Origin of the sequence: Saccharomonospora halophila 8, assembly GCF_000383775.1 — a bacterium.
Lineage (GTDB): Bacteria > Actinomycetota > Actinomycetes > Mycobacteriales > Pseudonocardiaceae > Saccharomonospora > Saccharomonospora halophila.
Map to the genome: position 1 here is coordinate 44,042 of NZ_KB912585.1, position 4,655 is coordinate 48,696.

6 protein-coding genes are annotated in these 4,655 nt (G+C 71.6%); 5 read left to right on the forward strand and 1 reads right to left on the reverse strand.

Annotated elements, in window-relative coordinates; translation table 11 throughout:
* Positions 1-47: 47 nt before the first annotated feature.
* On the reverse strand, positions 48-494 hold the full coding sequence (locus SACHA_RS0118230) for a TIGR03668 family PPOX class F420-dependent oxidoreductase (protein WP_019812110.1): 447 nt from the start codon (positions 492-494) through the stop codon (positions 48-50).
* A gap of 77 nt (positions 495-571) precedes the next feature.
* Between SACHA_RS0118230 and SACHA_RS0118235 the strand changes: the two genes are divergently transcribed.
* The 5 genes from SACHA_RS0118235 to SACHA_RS22975 form a co-directional block, all read left to right on the forward strand.
* Positions 572-1,174, forward strand: coding sequence for a DUF3090 domain-containing protein (locus SACHA_RS0118235; RefSeq protein WP_028663327.1), 603 nt, complete (start codon positions 572-574; stop codon positions 1,172-1,174).
* A gap of 7 nt (positions 1,175-1,181) precedes the next feature.
* On the forward strand, positions 1,182-1,985 hold the full coding sequence (locus tag SACHA_RS0118240; protein WP_019812112.1) for an SCO1664 family protein: 804 nt from the start codon (positions 1,182-1,184) through the stop codon (positions 1,983-1,985).
* An 81-nt stretch (positions 1,986-2,066) separates the two neighbouring features.
* Positions 2,067-2,894, forward strand: coding sequence for a DUF3097 domain-containing protein (locus tag SACHA_RS0118245; protein WP_028663328.1), 828 nt, complete (start codon positions 2,067-2,069; stop codon positions 2,892-2,894).
* A gap of 95 nt (positions 2,895-2,989) precedes the next feature.
* Positions 2,990-3,418, forward strand: a complete 429-nt coding sequence (locus tag SACHA_RS0118250; protein WP_019812114.1) for an NfeD family protein — start codon at positions 2,990-2,992, stop codon at positions 3,416-3,418.
* Between the two features lie 66 nt (positions 3,419-3,484).
* Positions 3,485-4,655: SPFH domain-containing protein (locus tag SACHA_RS22975; protein ID WP_019812115.1), on the forward strand; the 1,171-nt coding region annotated here is incomplete at its 3' end.

Sequence of the window (4,655 nt, forward strand, 5' to 3'; positions counted from 1 at the left end):
GGACGAGCGCGCGGCCACGAGGGCCGGCGCCGGGGTCGGCGGCACGGTCAGTGCGACGGATCGGGAGCCGACGCCGCCCAACCACGCCACGTCGTGACCGCGATCCGGATGAACGGGCCCCGGGGTGGTTCGTGGCGGTACTGGGGGTACTTCGCCGACAGTGCCGCCGCGGCGGCCGGGTCGGTGTCGGCCACGGTGGCGAGGCCATCGGCGCGTACCCACCACAGCCGGGTCCAGTCGGTGTCGTCGTAGTGGTCCACCAGCAGGGACACGCCCGGGTGGGCGGCGATGTTGCGCAGTCGCCGCAACGAGGTGGTGCGTTTCGGTTTGCTGTCCACGGCCGTGACGAGGTCGTCGGGCGGATCGGTGGTGCCGGTGTCGAGGGCGAAGGTCACCGGGACGAGGTGCGGCAGGTCGTCCGCACCGACCGTGGCCAGGCGGGCCACGCGGGCGGCCGCGAACCGTGCCCGGGCCCGTGCGGGGTCCATGCGCATGGACCCAGACTAGTCGGCGCGGGGAGTGCGACCCGGGCGCGCTCGGATGCGGGTGTTGACATAGGGTCGTAGGTGCCATGGCTCGTGTGATTCACGTTTTCCGTCAACCCGACCGCTTCGTCGCGGGCACCGTCGGGGAACCCGGCGACCGCACGTTCTACCTGCAGGCGTCGGAGGACACCCGGACGGTCAGTGTGACCGTCGAGAAGCAGCAGGTCTCGGTGCTGGCCGAACGGCTCGGCTCGTTGCTGGAGGAGATCTCCGGCCGGTTCGGTGCCGAGGTGCCGGACGAGGTGGCCGAGGAGCTGGTCGACAACGAACCCCTGGACGTGCCGGTGGAGGAGGAGTTCCGGGTCGGCACGATGGGGCTGGGCTGGGACGCCGAGAGCAAGGCGGTGGTGATCGAGCTGTTGGCGATCACCGAGGGCGAGGTCGACGAGGCCGTCGTGCTGGACGACACCGAGGAGGGGCCGGACGCGGTGCGGGTGTTCCTCAGCCCGGCGGCGGCCCGCGCGTTCACGACGCGGGCGGACCGGGTGGTCAACGCCGGCCGCAAGCCGTGCCCGTTGTGCGGGGACCCGTTGGACCCGGCCGGGCACATCTGCCCGCGGCAGAACGGCTACCGGCGCAACGCCGACCTGACCGGCACCGACACGACCACCGACCTCGACGAGGACTGACGGCGCGGTGACGGAGTACCCGGATCCGACCGATCCGGCCGCGTTCCCGCTCGTCGAGCGGGGCGGCCTGGAGGTGGAGGGCCGGCTGGTGGAGGCCTCGAACACGACGCTGCTGTGCCGGGTGGAGTCCGACGGCCTCGCGGCGCGGGCGGTGTACAAGCCGGTGACCGGGGAGCGGCCGTTGTGGGACTTCCCGGACGGCACGCTCGCGGGTCGGGAGGTGGCGACGTATCTGATCTCCGAGACCGCGGAGCTGGGGCGGGTTCCGCCGACGGTGCTGCGCGAGGGCCCGTTCGGTGAGGGCATGGTGCAGCTGTGGGTGGAGACCGCCGACGACGAGCCGGTGCGGGTGTGTGCGCCGGACGAGGTCCCGCCAGGCTTTCGCGTGGTGTTGCGCGCGGTCGACGAGACGGGGGACCCGGTGGTGCTGGCGCACTCGGCGGATCCGGCGGTCGCGGAGTTGGCCGTGCTCGACGTGGTCGTGAACAACACCGACCGCAAGGGCGGTCACCTGCTCTCCGGTGTGGACGGGCGGATCTACGGTGTCGACCACGGGGTGTGCCTGCACCGGGATCCGAAGCTGCGCACGGTGCTGTGGGGCTGGGTCGGTGAGCCGCTGCCGGACGGGGTGGTGGACAAGCTGCGGAAGCTACGGTGGTCGCTCGACCACGGTCTGGGTGAGTCGCTGGCCGCCCATCTGACGGTGGCCGAGCGGGAGGCGCTGGTGCGGCGCACCGACGCGTTGCTCGCGGCGGGCGTGTTCCCCACACCGGGCGACGACTGGCACGCGATCCCCTGGCCGTTGTTCTGACCGGTCCGGGCGGCTGTTCCGGCCGGACCGCGCGGCGTGGTGCCGTGACGAGGCACGGCGCCGGGACTACGGTCGGCGGCCGTGCATGCCCATTCGTATGACGACGTGTCCCTGGATCCCGCGGCGCGGCGTGCCCGTCGGGCGGTTCGGGAGGTCGCGGCCGAACCGGGGCTGGTGGTCGAGGACCGGGCCGGGGGGTTCTGCGGCGCGGTGGTGCGCTGGGAGCACGGTGGTGTCGTCCTGGAGGACCGGCGGGGGCGGCAGCGGGTGTTCGCGGCCGGGTCGGGGGCGTTTCTGCTGGAGGGGGAACCGGTGACGCTCGTGCGGCCTCGGCGTGCCGCCGACCCGGTGTCGGCCCGGTCGGCGTCCGGGTCGGTGCGGGTGGCCGGTCTGCGGGCGCGCACGGCGCGGGACTCGCGGATCTGGGTCGAGGGGGCACACGACGCCGAACTGGTCGAGCGGGTCTGGGGGCACGATCTCCGGGTCGAGGGGGTCGTGGTGGAGCGGTTGGACGGGGTGGACGGTCTCGCCGAGCGGGTGGCCGGGTTCGGTCCGGGACCGGGGCGCAGGCTCGGGGTGCTGGTGGACCATCTCGTCGCGGGGAGCAAGGAATCACGGCTGGTCGGCGGAGTCGACGGGGTCGACGACGGGTTCGTGCTGGTCGCGGGGCATCCGTACGTGGATGTCTGGCAGGCGGTCAAGCCGGCGAGTGTGGGGATCGGGGCGTGGCCGGAGGTGCCGCGGGGTGTGGAGTGGAAGCGTGGTGTGTGCGCGGAACTGGGGTGGGGTGATCCGGGTGCCGGGTGGCGCCGGGTGTTGTCCGGGGTGCGGGACTTCCGGGATGTGGAGCCGCCGTTGCTGGGGGCGATGGAGCGGCTGATCGACTTCGTGACGTCGGACGGTGGGTGAGCCGTGTCGTGCCCGCCTGCCCGCCGGAGGTCACGCCTCGATCACAGGGTGCGGACTACTCGGTGTCACGATCGTGGGTCTGGGAGTATGAGCACATGACAGCGGCCCTTATCTGGCTCCTCGTCGGACTCGGTTTGATCGTGGCCGAGGTGCTCTCGGGCGAGTTCGTGCTGGTCATGCTCGGTGCCGGGGCGCTCGCCGGTGCGGCGTCGGCGACGGTCAGCGGGAACCCGATCATCGACGTGCTCGTGTTCGCGGTGGCGTCGGTGGGTCTGCTGGTGCTCGCCCGGCCCGCGCTGAAACGGCGGTTCCTCGCCGGGTCCGGTCTGCGGACGAACACCGACGCGTTGATCGGCACGGGCGCGGTCGCGGTGACCCGGGTGGACCACTCCGGGGGGCAGGTGAAGATCTCCGGGGACACCTGGTCGGCGCGCAGTGTCGCCGAGGGTGAGGTGATCGAGCCGGGGACCACGGTGACGGTCGTGGAGATCTCGGGGGCGACCGCGGTCGTGTCGGCGCTGTGACGGGACCGTCTCGGCCGGTGCGGACCGCGTGAGCTGATCCTTCCGAACGACAATAAGGAGCAGGTGATGTCGACAGCGGGTTACATCGTCGTGGCCGTGCTGGCACTGTTCGTGGTCATCGTGGTCACGAAGGCGTTAATGGTGGTGCCGCAGGCCCAGTCGGCGGTGGTGGAGCGGCTCGGCCGGTTCCGCACGGTGGCGTCGCCGGGGTTGAACTTCCTGGTGCCCTTCCTGGACAAGGTGCGGGCGAAGGTGGATCTGCGGGAGCAGGTGGTGTCGTTCCCGCCGCAGCCGGTGATCACGCACGACAACCTGACGGTGTCGATCGACACGGTGGTGTATTTCCAGGTCACCGACGCGCGGGCGGCGGTGTACGAGGTGTCGAACTACATCGTGGGTGTCGAGCAGATGACCACGACGACGTTGCGGAATCTGATCGGGGCGATGTCGTTGGAGGACGCGTTGACCTCCCGCGATCAGATCAACAGCCAGTTGCGGGGCGTGTTGGACGAGGCCACCGGACGGTGGGGCATCCGGGTGGCGCGGGTCGAGCTGAAGGCGATCGACCCGCCGCCGTCGATCCAGGACTCGATGGAGAAGCAGATGCGCGCCGACCGGGAGAAGCGCGCGATGATCCTCACCGCGGAGGGTGAACGCGAGTCGGCGATCAAGACGGCCGAGGGGCAGAAGCAGAGCCAGATCCTGGCCGCGGAGGGGTCGAAGCAGGCGGCGATCCTGGAGGCGGAGGCCGATCGGCAGTCGCACATCCTGCGGGCGCAGGGTGAGCGGGCGGCGAAGTACCTGCAGGCGCAGGGGCAGGCGAAGGCGGTGGAGAAGGTGTTCGCCGCGATCAAGGCGAGCAGGCCCACGCCGGAGGTGCTGGCGTACCAGTATCTGCAGACGCTGCCGCAGATGGCGCAGGGGGACGCGAACAAGGTGTGGCTGGTGCCCAGCGACTACGGCAAGGCGCTGGAAGGGTTCGCCAAGCAGTTCGGCGCGCCGGGTGAGGACGGGGTGTTCCGGTACGAGCCGTCGGAGCAGCAGGCTCCGGCGATGCCGTCGCTGGAGGACGACGAGGTGGCGAGCTGGTTCGACACGGCCACCGACCCGAAGGTGGCCGAGGCGGTGCGTGCGGCGGAGGCCGTGGCGCGGCAGGAGGTGCCGGACCCGATGAGCAGCGGGGGAAGCGCGCCGACGCCGCCGTCGGCGTTGTCGACCCTGGGTGGTGCGGGCCGGT